The sequence below is a fragment of the Streptomyces sp. NPDC050806 genome, assembly GCF_055586425.1.
The window spans coordinates 29,839-47,499 of the sequence record NZ_JBVJIF010000012.1 but is presented as its reverse complement, the minus strand read 5'-3'; the positions used below and the strand labels follow the sequence as shown (position 1 = coordinate 47,499).

Annotated in this window: 13 protein-coding genes and 1 riboswitch; of the genes, 4 read left to right on the top strand and 9 right to left on the bottom strand. The window is 70.2% G+C overall.

Annotation, left to right across the window (positions count from 1 at the left end; genetic code table 11):
- Positions 1–26: 26 nt before the first annotated feature.
- From ACZ6WH_RS33770 to ACZ6WH_RS33730, 9 genes are all read right to left on the bottom strand, one after another.
- Positions 27–1,952, bottom strand: a complete 1,926-nt coding sequence (locus tag ACZ6WH_RS33770; RefSeq protein ID WP_469733292.1) for a transglycosylase domain-containing protein — start codon at positions 1,950–1,952, stop codon at positions 27–29.
- A gap of 185 nt (positions 1,953–2,137) precedes the next feature.
- Positions 2,138–3,094, bottom strand: a complete 957-nt coding sequence (locus tag ACZ6WH_RS33765) for a ribonucleotide-diphosphate reductase subunit beta (RefSeq protein ID WP_469733469.1) — start codon at positions 3,092–3,094, stop codon at positions 2,138–2,140.
- An 89-nt stretch (positions 3,095–3,183) separates the two neighbouring features.
- Positions 3,184–5,604, bottom strand: coding sequence for a ribonucleoside-diphosphate reductase subunit alpha (locus ACZ6WH_RS33760; protein ID WP_469733290.1), 2,421 nt, complete (start codon positions 5,602–5,604; stop codon positions 3,184–3,186).
- Between the two features lie 153 nt (positions 5,605–5,757).
- Positions 5,758–5,890, bottom strand: a riboswitch (cobalamin riboswitch).
- 164 nt (positions 5,891–6,054) lie between these two features.
- Positions 6,055–6,567: a GNAT family N-acetyltransferase gene (locus ACZ6WH_RS33755; RefSeq protein WP_469733288.1), complete on the bottom strand. Its 513-nt coding sequence runs from the start codon at positions 6,565–6,567 to the stop codon at positions 6,055–6,057.
- Positions 6,568–6,648: 81 nt separating this feature from the next.
- The gene (gene mctP, locus ACZ6WH_RS33750; protein WP_469733468.1) at positions 6,649–8,265 is read right to left on the bottom strand and encodes a monocarboxylate uptake permease MctP; all 1,617 of its coding nucleotides are present in this window, start codon (positions 8,263–8,265) and stop codon (positions 6,649–6,651) included.
- A gap of 113 nt (positions 8,266–8,378) precedes the next feature.
- Positions 8,379–8,639 (bottom strand): DUF3311 domain-containing protein, encoded by a 261-nt coding sequence (locus ACZ6WH_RS33745; RefSeq protein ID WP_432858652.1) that lies wholly within the window; start codon positions 8,637–8,639, stop codon positions 8,379–8,381.
- A gap of 296 nt (positions 8,640–8,935) precedes the next feature.
- Complete coding sequence (locus ACZ6WH_RS33740; protein ID WP_469733286.1) at positions 8,936–9,181, bottom strand: YbdD/YjiX family protein; 246 nt, start codon at positions 9,179–9,181, stop codon at positions 8,936–8,938.
- A gap of 116 nt (positions 9,182–9,297) precedes the next feature.
- Positions 9,298–11,484, bottom strand: a complete 2,187-nt coding sequence (locus ACZ6WH_RS33735) for a carbon starvation CstA family protein (RefSeq protein ID WP_469733284.1) — start codon at positions 11,482–11,484, stop codon at positions 9,298–9,300.
- 191 nt (positions 11,485–11,675) lie between these two features.
- Positions 11,676–12,437 (bottom strand): GntR family transcriptional regulator, encoded by a 762-nt coding sequence (locus ACZ6WH_RS33730; protein WP_469733467.1) that lies wholly within the window; start codon positions 12,435–12,437, stop codon positions 11,676–11,678.
- 242 nt (positions 12,438–12,679) lie between these two features.
- Here ACZ6WH_RS33730 and ACZ6WH_RS33725 point away from each other — a divergent pair, with 242 nt between their 5' ends.
- From ACZ6WH_RS33725 to ACZ6WH_RS33710, 4 genes are all read left to right on the top strand, one after another.
- Positions 12,680–13,933 carry an extracellular solute-binding protein gene (locus tag ACZ6WH_RS33725; RefSeq protein ID WP_432858658.1) on the top strand — a complete coding sequence of 418 codons (1,254 nt, stop codon included), beginning with the start codon at positions 12,680–12,682 and terminating at the stop codon, positions 13,931–13,933.
- Positions 13,934–14,007: 74 nt separating this feature from the next.
- Positions 14,008–14,994, top strand: coding sequence for a carbohydrate ABC transporter permease (locus tag ACZ6WH_RS33720; RefSeq protein WP_469733282.1), 987 nt, complete (start codon positions 14,008–14,010; stop codon positions 14,992–14,994).
- Positions 14,991–15,821: a carbohydrate ABC transporter permease gene (locus ACZ6WH_RS33715; RefSeq protein WP_432858662.1), complete on the top strand. Its 831-nt coding sequence runs from the start codon at positions 14,991–14,993 to the stop codon at positions 15,819–15,821. The genes ACZ6WH_RS33720 and ACZ6WH_RS33715 overlap by 4 nt, the downstream gene beginning before the upstream one ends.
- 217 nt (positions 15,822–16,038) lie before the next feature.
- Positions 16,039–17,634 carry a glycoside hydrolase family 3 protein gene (locus tag ACZ6WH_RS33710; protein WP_469733279.1) on the top strand — a complete coding sequence of 532 codons (1,596 nt, stop codon included), beginning with the start codon at positions 16,039–16,041 and terminating at the stop codon, positions 17,632–17,634.
- The last annotated feature ends 27 nt before the right edge of the window (positions 17,635–17,661 follow it).

Below are 17,661 nucleotides of genomic sequence, written 5' to 3'. Positions count from 1 at the left end.
CCGCCCGGCCGCACCGCGCCGCCCGCTCACTTCCTCGCGCCGGTGGCGTACGCGCCCCAGATCCGGGGAGGTATGCCGGTGCCGAACCGGTGGTCGCCGCCCACGCCCTTCATGGGCAGCAGCTGCGGCGTCCCCGGCTCGGTGCGGAAGACGGTGACGGCGGTGGTCAGCCCGCCGCCGGGCGCGCCGTCGTTGCCGATGAACCAGCACGACCGCATGCGGTCCCGCGGGCCGGTGCCGCCCGCCGTGACGCCGTCCGGCAGCTTCGCGGTGATCTCCCGGGGCAGCGTCTTCCGGGCGAACGCGCCCAGCGCCCCGTTGATGCCGCGGGCCGCCTCCGGGGCCAGTACCCGGCGCGGCTCCGGCGGCGTGAGGCCCGGCAGCGGCTCGCCGTCGCGCACCACCTTCGTCACGGAGTACGGCTCGGTCCGGCGGCCGTCGTTGCCGAACAGCGAGTACGCGCCGGCCAGCCGGATCGCGCTGGGCGTGGAGGTGCCGAGGGGGAACGTCGGTTCCGGGCGGGCCAGGCTCTCCTTGCGCAGACCGGCCTCGACGGCCAGGTCCCGTACGGCCTTCAGGCCCAGGCGCCGGCCGGCGGCGACGAACGGCTGATGGGCCGAGGACACCAGGCCCTCGTACAGGTCCGGCAGCGCGGGGTCCACCACCTCGGCCGGAGAGGACTCGGACGGGTGGGGCCCGGGCGGGTGGGGGAAGCGCACGGCGACGTCCGGCCCGGCCGGGGCGCCGCCGTCGCGGAGAGCGGCGGCGAGCACGAACGGCTTGAAGGCGGAGCCGGCCGGGACCCCCGCGGTGTCCGCGTTGTTCGCGAAGTGCTTCGTCGCGTCCGCGCCGCCGTAGAGCGCGACGATCGCGCCGTCCCTGGGCCGTACGGACGCGGCACCGAATTCCACGTGCGCGTCGGCGGCGCGCTTCTTCGGGTCGATGCTGCGGCGGCGCTCGTCCGCCACCGCCTTTTCCAGCAGCGCCACCTTGTCCTTCTCGAAGGTGGTGTGAATGCGGTAGCCGCCGCGGGCGAGATCGCGGTCGGTCAGCCCCGTACGGCTGCGGAGGTATTTCTTCGCGGCGTCGACGAGATAACCGGTCTGCCCCTTCTGGCTGGTCGGGGTGGTGGGCCTGCGCGGCTCCGGATACTTCGTGTAGCGGGCGCGCTCCTCCCGGCTCATCAGACCGGTCTCCACCTCACGGTCCAGAATCCACTTCCAGCGCGCCACGGTGCGCCGGCGGTTGGCCTCGCCCAGCGCCGGATCGTACTGCTCGGCGCCCTTGAGCAGCGCGGCCAGCGCCGCCCCCCGGCCGGGGTCGAGACGCTCGGCCGGCATGCCGTAATACGCGTTCGCGGCGGCCTGGATGCCGAACGAATGCCGCCCGAAAAAGCTGGTGTTGAGATAGCCCTGCAGGATTTCCTGCTTGGTCTTGCGGTTGTCCAGCTTCAGCGCGATGAAGAACTCCTTCACCTTGCGCTTGAGGGTACGGTCCTGCGAGAGGTACGTGTTCTTCACGTACTGCTGGGTGATGGTGGAACCGCCCTGGGCGTCCTGGCCCTTGACCATGTTCACCGCGGCCCGGGCGATTCCCGAGAACGAGACCCCGGAATCGGAGTAGAAACTCGCGTTCTCGGCGGCGATGACGGCGTGTTCGACGGAGTCGGGCACCTGGGCGAGGGTGACGTTCTGCCGGTTGACGGCGCCCTCGCTCACCATCTGGCTGCCGTCCGCCCAGTAATAGACGGTGGCTTCCTGACGCGCGTCGTCGTTCTCGTCCGGAATGCCGACCTGTGCGTACCCGAAGGCGAAGAGCCCGGCGAGGCCGGCCGCGCCGACGGCCGTGGCGCCGAGCTGCTGTCTCCAGGACGGCAGCCAGCGGCGCAGGCCGCCCCGGCCCCGGCGCGGATAGTCGATGAACCGTTTCCTTGTCTGCTCGCTGCCCTTCATGCCAGGGGAGAGCCGACGGACGGCGGCCGGGTTTCCGGCCGCCGCACGCTGTCATCGACTCATCAACTGAGGCTCATCGACTCATCAAATCCGGTCCGATTCGCCGGACATAAAGAACCGGATCCGCCGGCCATGAAGAAGACGGCCACGAAGAAGACGGCCACGAAGAAGCGGACGGTGCCGGATCAGAACTCGTCGTCGAAGGAGACCGAGCCCTCCACGGCGACCTGGTAAGCCGACGCGCGCCGCTCGAAGAAGTTGGTCAGCTCCTGGACGTTCTGCAGCTCCATGAAGGAGAACGGGTTCTCCGAGCCGTACACCGGCGCGAAGCCGAGCCGCTGGAGCCGCTGGTCCGCGACGCACTGGAGGTACTCGCGCATCGACTCGGTGTTCATGCCCGGCAGGCCGTCCCCGCACAGGTCGCGGCCGAACTGCAGCTCCGCGTCCACCGCCTCCTTGAGCATGTCGGTGACCTGCTGCTCCAGCTCCGCGTCGAACAGGTCGGGCTCCTCCTCGCGGACGGTGTCCACCACGGAGAACGCGAAGTTCATGTGCATGGTCTCGTCACGGAACACCCAGTTGGTGCCCGTGGCCAGGCCGTGCAGCAGACCGCGCGACCGGAACCAGTACACGTACGCGAACGCGCCGTAGAAGAACAGTCCCTCGATGCACGCCGCGAAGCAGATCAGGTTCAGCAGGAAGCGGCGCCGGTCGGCCTTCGTCTCCAGCCGGTCGATGGACTCGACCGAGTCCATCCACTTGAAGCAGAACTCCGCCTTCTCCCGGATGGAGGGGATGTTCTCCACCGCGGCGAACGCGGCGGCGCGGTCGTCCGGGTCGGGCAGGTAGGTGTCCAGCAGCGTCAGATAGAACTGGACGTGCACGGCCTCCTCGAAGAGCTGACGGCTCAAGTACAGCCGCGCCTCGGGGGAGTTGATGTGCTTGTAGAGCGTCAGCACGAGGTTGTTCGCCACGATCGAGTCGCCGGTCGCGAAGAAGGCGACCAGCCGGCCGATCATGTGCTGCTCACCCGGGGAGAGCTTGGCGAGGTCGGCCACGTCGGAGTGGAGATCGACCTCCTCCACGGTCCAGGTGTTCTTGATCGCGTCACGGTAGCGGTCGTAGAAGTCCGGGTACCGCATCGGCCGCAGCGTCAGCTCGAAGCCCGGGTCGAGCAGGTTCTTCACGGCTCCGGCGGCCGTGTTCACGGTGGTCTTCTCGGCGGCGGTGGTCACTGGCAGGCCTCGCAGGATTCGGGGTTTTCCAGGGAGCAGGCGATCGCCTCGGGGTCGGTCGCCTGCTGGGGGACGGGAGCGGCGGCGGTCGCCGCACGCGCTGACTGTGCGATCCGGGTGGCAGGACGCGACCGCAGGTAGTACGTGGTCTTGATGCCGCGTTTCCAGGCGTACGCGTACATCGAGCTGAGCTTGCCGATGGTCGGCGCCGCCATGAAGAGGTTCAGGGACTGGCTCTGGTCCAGGTACGGCGTGCGGTCGGCGGCCATGTCGATCAGCGCACGCTGCGGGACCTCCCAGGCGGTGCGGTACAGCGCGCGGATCTCCTCGGGAATCCACGGCACGTCCTGCACCGAGCCGTTGCCCTCGCGCAGCGCCTCACGGGTCCGCGCGTCCCAGCTGCCCGCCTTCTTCAGGTCCTCCACCAGGTAGGCGTTGACCTGCAGGAACTCCCCGCTCAGCGTCTCGCGCTTGAAGAGGTTGGAGACCTGCGGCTCGATGCACTCGTACACGCCCGCGATCGACGCGATGGTCGCGGTCGGCGCGATCGCCAGCAGGAGCGAGTTCCGCATCCCGGTCCGCGCGATACGGGAGCGCAGCGCGGCCCACCGGTCCGCCCAGCGCGGCTCGGCGTTCGGGTAGTGGTCCGGGTGCAGCACACCGCGCGCCGTACGCGTCGCCGACCAGTTCGGGTGCGGCCCGTGCCGCTCCGCCAGGCCGGCGGACGCCTCGTACGCCGCGAGCATGATCCGCTCGGAGATCCGGGTGGACAGCTCACGCGCCTCCGGCGAGTCGAACGGCAGCCGCAGCCGGAAGAAGACGTCCTGCAGCCCCATCAGCCCGAGGCCCACCGGACGCCAGCGCGAGTTGGACGCACCGGCCTGCTCGGTCGGGTAGAAGTTGATGTCCACGACACGGTCGAGGAAGGTCACGGCCGTACGGACCGTGGTGTCCAGCTTCGCCCAGTCCATCTCGCCGTCGGCGCCCAGGTGCGCCGCCAGGTTCACGGACCCGAGGTTGCACACGGCCGTCTCGCCGTCGTCCGTGACCTCCAGGATCTCCGTGCACAGGTTCGAGGAGTGCACGACCCGGCCCGGCTCCGCCGTCTGGTTCGCGGTCCGGTTCGCGGCGTCCTTGAAGGTCATCCAGCCATTGCCGGTCTGCGCCAGCGTCCGCATCATCCGCGCGTACAGCGTGCGGGCCGGCACCGCCTTGACGGCCTTCCCCTCGGCCTCCGCCTTCCGGTACGCGGCGTCGAACTCCGCGCCGTACAGATCCACCAGCTCCGGCGCGTCCACCGGCGAGAACAGCGACCAGTCCCGGTCCGCCTCCACCCGGCGCATGAACTCGTCCGGGATCCAGTGCGCGAGGTTCAGATTGTGCGTACGCCGCGCCTCCTCACCCGTGTTGTCCCGCAGCTCCAGGAACTCCTCGATGTCCGCGTGCCAGGTCTCCAGGTACACACAGGCCGCGCCCTTGCGGCGGCCGCCCTGGTTCACGGCCGCGACCGAGGCGTCCAGCGTGCGCAGGAACGGCACGATGCCGTTGGAGTGCCCGTTGGTGCCGCGGATCAGCGAACCGCGGGCGCGCACCCGGGAGTACGACAGACCGATGCCGCCCGCGTGCTTCGAGAGGCGCGCGACCTGGTGGTACCGGTCGTAGATCGAGTCCAGCTCGTCCAGCGGCGAGTCCAGCAGATAGCAGGAGGACATCTGCGGGTGGCGGGTGCCGGAGTTGAAGAGCGTGGGGGAGGAGGGCAGGTAGGAGAGCGTGCTGGTCAGCGCGTACAGCTCGGCGACGTCCGCGAGCGCCCGCTCGGAGTGGTCCTCGGCCAGGCCGCACGCCACCCGCAGCAGGAAGTGCTGCGGCGTCTCGATGACCTTGCGGGTGAGCGGGTGCCGCAGCAGATAGCGGGAGTACACCGTGCGCAGGCCGAAGTAGCCGAAACGGTCGTCGGCGCCGTCCGTGAGCGCCCGGTCGACCAGTGCGTCCAGCGCGGCGGCGTGCGCGGTGACGAACTCGGCCGTGGAGTCGGCGATCAGCCCCTCGCGGTGACCCGTGGCGACCGAAGCGGCGAAGCCCGTCGCGCCCTGGCTCGCGGCCTCCTCGGCGATCGCGGCCGTGAGCAGCCGGGCGGCCAGCTTGGAGTACTGCGGCTCGTCGCCGATCAGCCCCGCGGCGGCCTCCATCGCCAGCTCCCGCAGCTCCGCCTCGTCCGAACCGGCGTGCCGGCCGCGCAGCGCGGCCGCCGCGACCTTGCCCGGGTCGGTGGCCGGCAGGTCGGCGGTGAGGTCGGTCAGGGTGCGCAGCAGGGCCGTACCGGGAGCGTCATCGGGCCGCTCGGCCACCGTCCGAGGGGCCTGTGCCTCCTGTGCCGCTTGCGCCTCTTGTGCTGACTCCGCTGGCGCGATGGTCACCTTGTGCTCTCCTCACTCGGCTGGGGCCGGGGAAGAGCGGAGGAGGCGTACGGGCAGCCGCGCCGGACGCCATGCCGGGCACGCGGACACACCACGCAGCGTCCACCGGCCCAACCCGCGGAGCCCGGACGTCTCGACGCCCGTGCCGGGACGGCTGCGGGCGTACCGTCGGCAGGTCATCGGACTCGCGAGCGGGCGGAAAATACCCACTCGACACACCGTTGCGGGACAGTTCCGGATTCGCACCGGATTCCCCTGCGGCGACAGCGAGGACGAGCATACATCTTGTGCCGCCCCTCGCGGCCATCCCTACATCTTGTGTCGCTGCGCTGCTGTGCGTACCGCGGTACGCACGGATGGTCACGGCCCGCTGTCGGCCGCGCGGGCAGGCGGCAGCGCGGCCGCGCGGCGCCTGCGGAGACCCGGCCCCCGGACGTCAGCTCCGGCGTGTCAGCGCTCGGTTGTCAGATCCCGGGCGTACGTCAGCAGGGTGCCGAGACCCGGCACCGGCGACCAGTCGCGCTCCGGCGTCCGGGTGAACCCCAGTCGCCCGTAGAGGCGGTGGGCGCCGTGCATCGCACGCTGCGTGGACAGCACCAGCCGCCCACAGCCCGGCGTGTCCCGCGCACGGTCCAGACATGCCCGTACCAGCGCCTCGCCCACGCCCCGGCCACGCGCCTCCTTCGCCACCGCCAGCATCCTGAACTCCGCCTCGCCCGGCCCCGCGATGTCCGCCCACGGCCCGCCCGCCGCCACGAACGTCACCCCGCCCAGCACCTCGCCCTCCGCCACGGCCACCAGCACCTCCGCCTCGGCCGCCCGGCGCGCCACGTCCCGCAGCACGGGCAGGTACGCGTCGTCCTCCCCGAAGTCGAGCAGCCCGTCCCCGAGGTACGCCTGCGCCGTGATCTCACCCAGTCGCGCGTGCTCCGCCGCCCGTATCCCCCTGATCACGAAGTCCATGGCCGTCAGTGTGCACCAGGGGCACGACAACGGGCCGCCGGTTTTCACCGGCGGCCCGTCGGCCTCACGAATGCGGCGGAATCAGTGCGCGGAACCCGCCGTGGCCGGCGGCAGATCCACCTGGACGCCCTTGTCGCCCGCGTCCGCCGTGTAGTCCTCCGGCGAGGTCTCGTCGATGCCGGCCGGCGCCTTCGCGGCCCGCAGTACGATCGTCAGCACGAGTGTGACCAGGACGTTCAGCACGAACGCGGTCAGGCCGATGTAGCCGATCTCGCCGATGCCGGGAATCTCCGCGTTCGAGCCGCCGAAGTGCTTCTGCGTCGGGCTGGCCACGCCGTACGCCGCGACCGTGCCGTACACCATGCCGACCGCCCAGCCCGCGAGCAGCGCCCAGCGGTGGAACCAGCGCGTGAACAGGCCGCCCACCAGCGCCGGCATGGTCTGGAGGATCCAGATACCGCCCAGCAGCTGGAAGTTGATCGCCACCGTCTTGTCCATCGTCAGGACGAACGCCAGCGCGCCCACCTTCACCAGCAGCGACACCAGCTTGGCGACCTTGTGCTCCTGCGCGGGCGTGGCACCGGGCTTGAGGAAGTCCTTGTAGATGTTGCGGGTGAAGAGGTTCGCCGCGGCGATCGACATGATCGCCGCCGGCACCAGCGCGCCGATGCCGATGGCGGCGAACGCCACGCCCGTGAACCAGTCGGGGAACATGTTCTCGAACAGCTGCGGAATCGCCAGCTGCCCGTTCTGCACCTTGATCCCGGCCGCGATCGCCATGAAGCCCAGCAGCGCGAGCAGGCCCAGCATCAGCGAGTACAGCGGCAGGATCGTGGTGTTGCGGCGGATCACGTTGCGGCTCCGCGAGGACAGCGTCGCCGTGATCGAGTGCGGATACATGAACAGCGCCAGCGCCGAACCGAGCGCCAGCGTCCCGTACGCCCACTGCGCGTTCGGCCCGCTCGCCAGCTCGCCGCGCGGCTTGCCCGTCGCCGGATTCGTCTGCGCGAAGGCGTCGCCCGCCGTGTGGAAGATGTGCTCGAAGCCGCCCAGCTTGATCGGAATGTAGATGATCGCCACCGCGATGACGATGTAGATCAGGCCGTCCTTGACGAACGCGATCAGCGCGGGCGCGCGCAGGCCGGAGGAGTAGGTGTACGCGGCCAGCACGCCGAAGGCGATCAGCAGCGGCAGGTCCTTGATGAACCAGTTCGTGCTCTCGCCGCCACCGACGCCCATCACGTCCAGCACGGCCTGGATGCCGACGAGCTGGAGCGCGATGTACGGCATCGTGGCGAGGATGCCGGTGAGCGCCACGGCCAGCGACAGGGCCTTGGAGCCGAAGCGGCCGCGCACGAAGTCCGAGGTGGTGACGTACCCGTGCTTGTGCGACACCGACCACAGCCGCGGCAGGAAGGTGAAGATCAACGGGTAGACGAGGATCGTGTACGGCACGGCGAAGAAGCCGGCGGCCCCCGCCGCGTAGATCGCCGCGGGCACGGCGACGAAGGTGTACGCGGTGTACAGGTCACCGCCGAGCAGGAACCACGTCACCCACGTACCGAAGCTGCGGCCGCCCAGACCCCACTCGTCGAGGTTGTCGGACTGCTCGGCCTTGCGCCAGCGCGCGGCCATGAAGCCCATGACCGTCACGGCGACGAAGAAGAAGACGAAGACGGCGAGCGCGATGCCGTTCACGCCACCGGTCGCGTCCGCCGCGAGGGTGTGCGGTGCCAAGGCGTCCGGTGCCGGGGTGTTCGTTGCCAGGACGTGCGGTGTCAGGGCGTTCGTTGCGTTCGTTGCCAGGGTCGTCACTTGGCTGCACCGCCCTTACGGGCACGCTGCTCACGCTGCACGAGCTTGTACGCGGTCATCGTCAGCGCCGTCGAGATCAGCACCCACAGCATCTGGTACCAGTAGAAGAACGGGATGCCGATCAGGGTCGGTTCGACCTTCGCGTACGAACTCACCCAGAGCATGGCCACGAACGGAGCGAACAGGCACAGGCCGGCCACCACGCGCGTGGGCGTGACGATCGGCCCGGAACGGGGTGTTTCGGCTGGCTCTGTCATATCCGCTGCTCCATCCCTGGCGATCTCCGTGTAATGGCCGGAAATCTAAGCCTCAGGAGCAGTAGACGTCACCCACTGTCCGCATATCGGTACGGACACGGTTTGGGGTGGGGGAGGGGCGGGTGGGGGCGGATCGAGGTGGGGGATCGGGGGTGGGGTGGGGCTGACGGGGCGGAGGGAGTGGGGCGGATCGAGATGGGGCTCGGGGTGGGCGAGCGCTTCGGGGGCCTCCCCCCCCGCCCCCTCCCCACCCCCCACCTCCTCCACCCGCCCCCTCAGCCCCCGGCAAGCCCCCCTCAGCAGCAGCGGAAGCCCGACCGGGGGTCTCCCTCCTGGGCGTCCGTGCGGCGGCGCTCGAACTCACGGCGCGTGGGCACCGGGGCATCCGGGTCGTGCCGGCGGAGATGCCCGACGTACCGTTCGTACGCCGACTCGCCGGTCAACTCCCGTACGTACCACCGGACGCCACGGCCCCATCGCGCCACCACGGCCGTCCATCGCGCGCCGCCGCGCGAGGTCTGCCCCGCCTGCGTCGCCCCCATCGTCCGCCTCCTGCCTCCCAGGCCCTCGTCCCGTCGCCCCTGCCCTCGCCGCCGTTCCCCGCCGCCCTCGTCACCGTTCCCCGGCTCGGCCCCAGGACCTCACCCGGCCCAGGACCTCACCCGGCCCCAGGGCCTGTTCCGGCGCCCGGCCCACCCTCGTGCCCGGCCCCCGCCCCGGTGCCCGCTGCCGCCAGCAGTTCGGCCTTTTCCTCCCGTGTGGTGATCAGGCCGGCGGGGGCCACGATGCGTGAGGCGACGTACGGGGCCTCGTGCAGCGGGGCCGCGTCCGGAGTGCGGAGGTGGCGTATGCACATACGGGCCGCGTCGGCGATGACGATCACGATCAGCAGGGCCAGCACCGCCGACAGCACGCCGTCCACCGTGGAGTTGGTGACGACCGTGTGCATGTCGTCCATCGACTTCGCGGGCGGCAGCACCTTCCCCGCGTCGATCGCGTCCTGGTAGATGCCGCGCTGCGTGAAGAACCCCACCTTCGGGTCGCCGGAGAACACCTTCTGCCAGCTCGCGGTCAGTGTGACCACCGCGTCCCAGGCCAGCGGTATGCCCGTGATCCAGGCCCACTTCACCCGGCCGGACTTCACCAGCAGCGTCGTGCACACCGCCAGCGCGACCGCCGCCAGCAGCTGGTTGGAGATGCCGAAGATCGGGAAGAGCTGGTTGATGCCGCCCAGCGGCTCGTGGACGCCCACCCACAGGAAGTAGCCCCACAGGCCGACCACCGCCGCGCTGCTCAGCAGCAGCCCCGGCTTCCAGCTGATGTCGCGGAACGGTTTGTAGGCGTTGCCCAGCATGTCCTGGAGCATGAACCGGCCGACCCGGGTGCCCGCGTCCAGCGCCGTCAGGATGAACAGCGCTTCGAACATGATCGCGAAGTGGTACCAGAACGCCTTCATCCCGGCGCCGCCCACCACCTGGGAGAAGATCTCGGAGACGCCGACCGCGAGCGTCGGCGCGCCGCCCGTCCGGGACAGCAGCGTCTGCTCCTCGACCGCCTTGGCCGCGGCGGCCAGCTGGTCGGGGGAGATCGCGTAGCCGAACTGGGCGACCGCCTGGGAGGCGGACTGGACCGTGTCGCCGATGACGCCGGCCGGCGCGTTCATCGCGAAGTACAGGCCGGGGTCGATGATGGAGGCGGCCACCAGTGCCATCACCGCGACGAACGACTCCATGAGCATCGAGCCGTACCCGATCATCCGGATCTGGGTCTCCTTCTGCACCATCTTCGGTGTGGTGCCCGAGGAGATCAGGGCGTGGAATCCGGACAGGGCGCCACAGGCGATGGTGATGAAGGCGAAGGGGAAGAGGGAACCGGCGAACACCGGGCCGTCACCGCGGCTCGCGAAGTCCGTCACCGCGTCCATCTTCAGCGTCGGCAGGGCGATCACCACCCCCAGCGCCAGCAGGCCGATGGTGCCGATCTTCATGAAGGTGGAGAGGTAGTCGCGGGGCGCGAGCAGGGTCCAGACGGGGAGCACGGAGGCGATGAAGCCGTACGCCACCAGCCAGATCACCAGGGTCTTCGGCTGGAGGGTGAAGGTGTCGGCCCACGAGGACTCCGCGACCCAGCGGCCGCCCACGAGGGCGAGGAGCAGCAGGGCGATGCCGATCAGGGAGACCTCGGTGATCCGGCCGGGGCGGAGGAAGCGCAGGTAGACGCCCATGAGCAGGGCGATGGGGATCGTCATGCCGATGGAGAACGTGCCCCAGGGGGAGGCGGCCAGCGCGTTGACGATCACCAGGGCCAGCACGCCCAGCAGGATGATCATGATGGCGAAGGCGGCGAGCAGTGCCGCGGCGCCGCCGAACGGGCCGATCTCCTCGCGCGCCATCTGGCCCAGCGACTTCCCGTCCCGCCGGGTGGAGAAGAAGAGGACCACCATGTCCTGCACGGCGCCGGCGAAGACGACTCCGACGATGATCCAGATCGTGCCGGGGAGGTAGCCCATCTGCGCGGCGAGCACCGGCCCGACCAGTGGTCCGGCGCCCGCGATGGCCGCGAAGTGGTGGCCGAGCAGGACGCGGCGGTCGGTGGGGTGGAAGTCGATGCCGTTGTTCAGCCGCTCGGCCGGGGTCGCGCGGGTCTTGTCGACCCGCAGGACGCGCGTGGCGATGAAGCGGGAGTAGAAGCGGTAGGCGATGGCGTACGTGCCGAGCGCGGCGGCGACCATCCAGGCCGCCGACACCTCCTCGCCGCGGCTCAGTGCGAGGAGGGTCCAGCCGGCCGCGCCGATCAGCGCAACGGCTGTCCAGATGACGATCGTTCGGGGTGATGTCGTACGCACTGGCCGTCCTTCCGTCCTGACGGTGACGGAAGGACCGTAGGGCAGGGCGTGTGACGTGCGCTACACCCTGTGGAAAACCCGGGTGACGGGGATATGCGGTTCCGTTTCGCCCGCCGAATTCCCCGCACCGCGGGCCGTGACCGTGACCGCGGCCCCGGCCCCGGCCCCGGCCTTGGCCTTGGCCCGTGCCCCTAGTCGGTGGGCCGCTGGAGTCGGGCGACGAACTTGTACCGGTCGCCGCGGTAGACCGAGCGCACCCACTCCACCGGGCTGCCGTCGTGGTCCAGGGAGTGCCGGGACAGCAGCAGCATCGGCAGGCCGACGTCCGTGCCCAGCAGCCCGGCCTCGCGCGGGGTGGCGAGCGAGGTCTCGATGGTCTCCTCGGCCTCCGCCGGGCGGACGTCGTAGACCTCGGCGAGCGCGGTGTAGAGGGAGGTGTACTTGACCAGGTTGCGGCGGAGCGCCGGGAAGCGCTTGGCCGACAGATGGGTGGTCTCGATGGCCATCGGTTCGCCGCTGGCCAGCCGCAGCCGTTCGATGCGCAGCACCCGGCCGCCGGCCGCTATGTCCAGCAGCCCGGCCAGCCGGTCGTCGGCGGTGACGTACCCGATGTCCAGGAGCTGCGAGGTGGGCTCCAGGCCCTGGGCCCGCATGTCCTCGGTGTAGGAGGTCAGTTGCAGGGCCTGGGAGACCTTGGGCTTGGCGACGAAGGTGCCCTTGCCCTGGATGCGTTCCAGCCGCCCTTCGACGACCAGTTCCTGCAGGGCCTGCCGTACGGTCGTCCGCGAGGTGTCGAACTCCGCGGCGAGGGTGCGCTCGGGCGGTACCGGCGTGCCCGGGGGCAGGGTCTCGGTGATCTCCAGCAAGTGCCGCTTGAGCCGGTAGTACTTGGGCACCCGGGCGGTACGCGCGGCTCCGCTGCCGGACTCCGCTCCGGCCCCGTCGGTCTCCATGCCCCGCCCTTCCGACTCCACTCGTGCTGTCGTCACCGGCTCCTCCGTACGTAGCGGCTCACATGGTGGCACGGGTGGGGTGCCGATGCTCCCTCGCAGGTCCGCGCCTGCCGGATGTCGGTCCGGTAACGGAGCCGACTGCGACTCTTATACACCTCTTGACACCCCTAAAGGTCTAGGCCAAGCTGCGGGCACTGGTCTAAACCATTAAAGACCACACCCAGCCATTAGGGGAGTGTGCTGTGAAGCGTGGGCTGATCGCGGCGACAGCTGTCGCGGGAATGCTGGTAAGTGTCGCGGCCTGCGGGTCCGGCGAGTCGGCGGGGGTGGACGACAAGACACTCACCGTATGGGCCATGGACGGCTCCACGCCGGCCGGGTGGACGAAGGACGTCAAGGCGGCCTTCGAGAAGAAGACCGGCGCGAAGCTGAAGATCGAGATCCAGAAGTGGAACGGTATTCAGCAGAAGATCACCACCGCGCTGTCCGAGGAGAACCCGCCCGACGTCATCGAGGTCGGCAACACCCAGACCGCCGCCTACGCCAAGACCCAGGGCCTCGCGGAACTGGACGACCTGAAGAAGGACATCGGCGCCGACTGGACGCCGTCCATCAACAAGTCGGCCGTCTACCAGGGCAAGCAGTACGCCGCCCCCTGGTTCGTGGCCAACCGCGTCGTGATCTACAACAAGAAGGTCTGGGCCGACGCCGGCATCAAGGACACGCCGAAGACCCGTACCGAGTTCTTCAAGGACCTGGCGCAGATCGAGAAGAAGACCGACGCCGAGCCGATCTACCTGCCCGGCCAGAACTGGTACTTCTTCGACGGCCTGACCATCGGCACCGAGGCCGACCTGGTGAAGAAGCAGGGCGGCAAGTGGGTCTCCAACCTGGCCGACCCCAAGGTCGCCAAGGCCATGGACATCTACAAGCAGTACCAGTCCTTCAGCAAGGCCCCCAAGGACAAGGACGAGGCCACCCCGCAGCAGGGCGAGGTCTTCGCCAAGGGCAGGACCGGCGCGTTCATCGGCATGGGCTGGGAGTCCGCCATCGCGATCAAGGCCAACCCGAAGATCGAGAAGGACATCGGCTACTTCACCATCCCCGGTGAGACGGCCGGCAAGCCCGAAGGCGTCTTCCTCGGCGGCTCCAACCTCGCCGTCGCCGCCGGCAGCCAGAAGCAGGACCTCGCCAAGGAGTTCCTGAAGATCGCGCTCTCCGACAAGTTCGAGGGACAGCTCGCCAAGGAAGGCGGCGTCATCCCCAACAAGGAGTCGCTGCAGACCGCGCTGAAGGGCAACCTCGCGGGCGAGGCGGCGGCCCCCGCCGTCGAGGGCGGCGGCACCACCCCGCTCATCCCCGAATGGGGCGCGGTCGAGAACCCGCCCAACCCGATCAAGACGTACATGACCGCCGTCCTCAACGGCAAGAGCCCCGCGGCCGCCGCGCAGCAGGTCGAGGGCGAATTCAACAAGCGGCTCAGCCAGCAGCAGTAAGCACCGACACCTGCCGGGCGCGTATCGCGCCCGGCAGGTGTACCGCCGGGGAGGGCGCGAACGAGATGGCAGCCATGTCAGTACAGAGCAGACGGACCGGGGAACCGCCCGGCACCGTCCGCAAGGAGAAGGCCGGCGGCTCGTCCCGGCCGCCGCGGCGGAGCCGCGCGTGGGCGGCCGGCCGCGCGCCGTACCTCCTGCTGCTCCCCGCCCTCGCCGTCACCGTGGTCCTCCTCGGCTATCCGATGATCACCAACGGTGTGCTGTCCTTCCAGAACCTCAACATGGGACAGCTCATCCAGCACGTCACGGAGTGGAACGGCGTCGACAACTACCGCCAGATCCTCGGCAACGCCGAATTCTGGCGGGTCACCGTACGCTCGATCCTCTTCACCGGCGCCAACGTCGTCCTCATCATGGTCGTCGGCACCCTCACCGGCCTGCTGCTCGCCCGGCTCGGCCCCCGGATGCGGCTCACGCTCCTCTTCGGCCTCGTCCTCGCCTGGGCCATGCCGCCCATCGCCGCCACCACCGTCTACCAGTGGCTCTTCGCGCAGCGCTTCGGCGTCGTCAACTGGGTGCTGGACAAGCTCGGCTGGCACTCCATGGCGGACTTCAACTGGACCGGCAGCCAGTTCTCCACCTTCTTCGTCATCATCGTCCTGATCGTCTGGCAGTCCGTGCCGTTCGTCGCGATCAACCTCTACGCCGCGACCACGACGATCCCCAAGGAGCTCTACGAAGCGGCCGCCCTCGACGGCGCCGGCACCTGGAAGAGCTTCACCTCGGTCACCCTGCCCTTCATCAGGCCGTTCCTCTACGCGACGACGTTCCTCGAAGTCATCTGGGTCTTCAAAGCCTTCACCCAGGTCTTCGCCATCAACGAGGGCGGCCCCGACCGGCTCACCGAGATCCTCCCCGTCTACGCCTTCATCGAGGGCATGGGCAACCAGCACTACGGCATGGGCGCGGCGATCTCCCTGCTGACCATCGTCATCCTGCTCGCGCTCACCTCGAACTACCTCCGCATCGTGCTCCGACAAGAGGAGGACGAGCGATGAAGCGCACCCTCTTCGGCCGCATCTGGCCCAACGCCACGGCCCTGCTCCTGACCGCCGGCTTCGTCTTCCCCGTCTACTGGATGTTCAGTACGGCGCTGAAGCCCACCGGCGACATCATCAGCGAGGACCCCGTGTGGTTCCCGCTCACCCCGACCCTCGAACACTTCCGCACCGCCGTCACCGCGCCCCACTTCTGGACGTACGTCGGCAACTCCGTCACCGTGACCGTCCTCGCCGTCGGGATGTCCCTCGTCATCGCCCTGCTCGCGTCGTTCGCGATCGCCCGGATGCGGTTCAAGGGACGCCGCGGCGTGATCGTCACCTTCATGATCGCCCAGATGGCCCCCTGGGAGGTAATGGTGATCGCGATCTACATGATCGTCCGGGACGCCGCCCTGCTGAACAGCCTGGTCCCGCTCACCGTCTTCTACATGGTGATGGTGCTGCCCTTCACGATCCTCACGCTCCGCGGCTACATCGCGGCCGTCCCCAAGGAGCTGGAGGAGTCCGCCATGGTCGACGGGTGCTCACGCGCCCAGGCCTTCGTGAAGATCATCCTGCCGCTGCTCGCGCCCGGACTGATGGCGACCTCGCTCTTCGGCTTCATCACCGCCTGGAACGAGTTCCCCCTCGTCCTCATCCTCAACAAGCAGACCGAAGCGCAGACCCTGCCCCTCTGGCTCTCCGGCTTCCAGACGAACTTCGGCGACGACTGGGGTGCCACCATGGCCGCCGCCTCCCTCTTCGCCCTCCCCATCCTGATCCTCTTCCTCTTCCTCCAGCGCAAGGCGGTCGGCGGACTGACCGCGGGCGCGGTGAAGGGGTGAGGGCAACGAACCCGCCGCACCGCGGCACACCGACGAAGGCGGCCCTCCCGGGTACGCCGTCGTCGGCGTGGTGCGGCCCGCCACCGTCCGCCTCCGGCCGGCGCCCGCCCGGATGCGGTCTGATGAAGGCCGCCCCCGGCCCCGTACGGACCGCTCCCGGCCGTACCGCCGCCCGCCCGCCTGCTCGCCCCAGCGCAGTGAAGGGACACGCCGCTCCATGACGACGCTCGCCCGCTCCGCCGACACCCTCACCCGCGACGCGCTGGCCGTGCTCCAGCCCGGCTTCACCGGAACCGAGGCACCGGACTGGCTGCTGCGCCGCCTCGGCGAGGGCCTCACCTCCGTCGGCCTGTTCGGACGCAACGTCCACAGCCCCGAACAGCTCGCCGCCCTCAACACCCGCCTCCGCGCCGAGACCGACGGCATCCTCATCGCCATCGACGAAGAAGGCGGCGACGTCACCCGCCTCGAAGTGCGCGGCGGATCCTCCTTCCCCGGCAACCTCGCCCTCGGCGCCGTCGACGACCCCGGCCTCACGCAGGCCGTCGCCCGCGAACTCGGCCGCCGCCTCGCCGACTGCGGCGTCAACCTCAACTGGGCCCCCAGCGCCGACGTCAACTCCAACCCCGGCAACCCCGTCATCGGCGTACGGTCCTTCGGCCCCGACCCCGCCCTCGTCGCCCGGCACACCGCCGCCTACGTCCGGGGCATGCAGTCCGCCGGCGTCGCCGCCTGCACCAAGCACTTCCCCGGCCACGGCGACACCGCCGTCGACTCGCACCACGACATGCCCCGCATCGACGCCGGTCTCGACACCCTGCAGGCCCGCGAACTCGTCCCCTTCAAGGCCGCCGTGGACGCCGGCACGAAGGCCGTCATGAGCGCCCACATCCTCGTACCGGCCCTCGACGACGACCTGCCCGCCACCCTCAGCCCGGCCGCCCTGCACGGCCTGCTGCGCGCCCCCGTCGCGGCCGGCGGCCTCGGCTTCGACGGCCTGATCGTCACCGACGCCGTCGAGATGCAGGCCATCGCCGCCACTTACGGCATCGAACGCGGCAGCGTGCTCGCCGTCGCCGCGGGCGCCGACGCCATCTGCGTCGGCGGCGGCCTCGCCGACGAGCACACCGTCCTCCGCCTCCGCGACGCGCTCGTCGACGCCGTACGCTCCGGCGCCCTCTCCGAAGAGCGCCTCGCCGACGCCGCAGCCCGCGTCCGCGCCCTGTCGCAGTGGACCCGGGACACCGCCCAGTGGATCCGGACCCCGGGAGAGGCCGCGGCAGCGCCGTACCGGACGGCCGCGGCGACGGCGTCCGGCACCGCCGCCGACCCCGAGGTCGGCCTGCGCGCCGCCCGCCGGGCACTCCGGCTCACGGCGGGCAGCACCCCGTACGAGCCGCTGCGTACCCCGGCGTACGTCGCGGCCTTCACGCCGGTCGCCAACATCGCCGTGGGCGACGAGACCCCCTGGGGCGTGGCCGCCGAGCTCGCGCGGCTGCTCCCGGGGACCGACACCGGCTCCTTCAGCGCGGCGCGGGCCGCCGAGACCGGTACGCCCGCAATGATCTCAAATGTGCTCCGCGAGGCGGCGGATCGTAGGATCGTCGCAGTGGTACGCGACGTTCACCGGCACCCCTGGATGGCCGACGCCCTCGCCGCTCTCATCGCCGCCCGGCCCGACACCGTCGTGGTCGAGATGGGAGTCCCGCAGGCGTCGCCCACGGGAGCGCTGCACATCGCGACTCACGGTGCCGCCCGCGTCTGCGGACGGGCCGCCGCGGAGGTCATCACCGGCGACGACGCCGGCCGCTGACGCCCGCGGGCACACGAACCGCACAGA

Coding starts and splice junctions, on each gene's coding strand:
- ACZ6WH_RS33770 (WP_469733292.1), bottom strand. CDS start 1,952: ATGAAGGGCAGCGAGCAGACAAGGAAACGGTTCATCGACTATCCGCGC.
- ACZ6WH_RS33765 (WP_469733469.1), bottom strand. CDS start 3,094: ATGCGGTACCCGGACTTCTACGACCGCTACCGTGACGCGATCAAGAAC.
- ACZ6WH_RS33755 (WP_469733288.1), bottom strand. CDS start 6,567: ATGGACTTCGTGATCAGGGGGATACGGGCGGCGGAGCACGCGCGACTG.
- ACZ6WH_RS33745 (WP_432858652.1), bottom strand. CDS start 8,639: ATGACAGAGCCAGCCGAAACACCCCGTTCCGGGCCGATCGTCACGCCC.
- ACZ6WH_RS33740 (WP_469733286.1), bottom strand. CDS start 9,181: ATGGGGGCGACGCAGGCGGGGCAGACCTCGCGCGGCGGCGCGCGATGG.
- ACZ6WH_RS33730 (WP_469733467.1), bottom strand. CDS start 12,437: ATGGAGACCGACGGGGCCGGAGCGGAGTCCGGCAGCGGAGCCGCGCGT.
- ACZ6WH_RS33720 (WP_469733282.1), top strand. CDS start 14,008: ATGTCAGTACAGAGCAGACGGACCGGGGAACCGCCCGGCACCGTCCGC.
- ACZ6WH_RS33715 (WP_432858662.1), top strand. CDS start 14,991: ATGAAGCGCACCCTCTTCGGCCGCATCTGGCCCAACGCCACGGCCCTG.
- ACZ6WH_RS33710 (WP_469733279.1), top strand. CDS start 16,039: ATGACGACGCTCGCCCGCTCCGCCGACACCCTCACCCGCGACGCGCTG.